Annotated in this window: 1 protein-coding gene; it reads left to right on the top strand. The window is 53.3% G+C overall.

The window, feature by feature from the left end; translation table 11 throughout:
• Nucleotides 1-784 (top strand): hemagglutinin repeat-containing protein (locus EAE89_RS23065; RefSeq protein ID WP_214086674.1); only part of this gene is annotated, 784 nt, incomplete at both ends.

Raw genomic sequence — 784 nt, forward strand, 5'->3', positions numbered from 1 at the left:
GAGCTACTGGTGCGTGAAGGCGACATCCAACTGGGATGGAGACAGCCTGAGTCATTATTACCCACCATTTCGGCGGATAATCATTTGCGGATTTCCGCGGGCCGCGATCTGGATCTTGCCGGTATCCAGTTAGCTAAATCCCGTCATCTGACATTCAGTGCGGGCCGTCACCTGAATGCCAGTCAGAGCCAATTGAACGCTACGGGCAATATTCATCTGTTGGCGGGAAAGGATTTAATGTTGCGGCAAGCGGGTATCCGGGCGGGGCAACAAGTCATGCTCAGTGCGGGCCGCGATATTGATCTCTCTCGCCCCAATACGCCAGAGAGCCTGTTTTATTTATCCGAATTAAATGGAGTAGACAAATTCTCTGAATTAGGCACGCAAATTACCGCGGGTGATCACCTGCAACTCAGTGCAGGGGAAGATATCGCGGGTATCGCGAGATTAACATCGACTAAAGGCAATGTCTCGGTTAACGCTGGCCGGGATTTACTGCTCTCTGCCCGGAAATATTCGCCGATGAATGATGGCGATAAACACTACCTGTATGCCACCAGCGCCATCAACGCGGCCCAAAATCTCACCTTAGTTGCAGCGGGCAACCTATTGACCTCCGGGGCCAGCTTGACATCCGGCAGGGATATGCAGCTGTCCGCGGGGGGGAATGTGCGTTTTGAGTCGCGACAAGAATTTATCCGCGAGGGGAATATTGAGCGCTTTACGCAACACGCCAGTCGGTTGACCAGTGGTGGCGCATTAACTCTCCGCTCTCAGGGCAGTA

It is taken from the genome of Photorhabdus heterorhabditis, assembly GCF_018448905.1.
Taxonomy (GTDB): domain Bacteria; phylum Pseudomonadota; class Gammaproteobacteria; order Enterobacterales; family Enterobacteriaceae; genus Photorhabdus; species Photorhabdus heterorhabditis.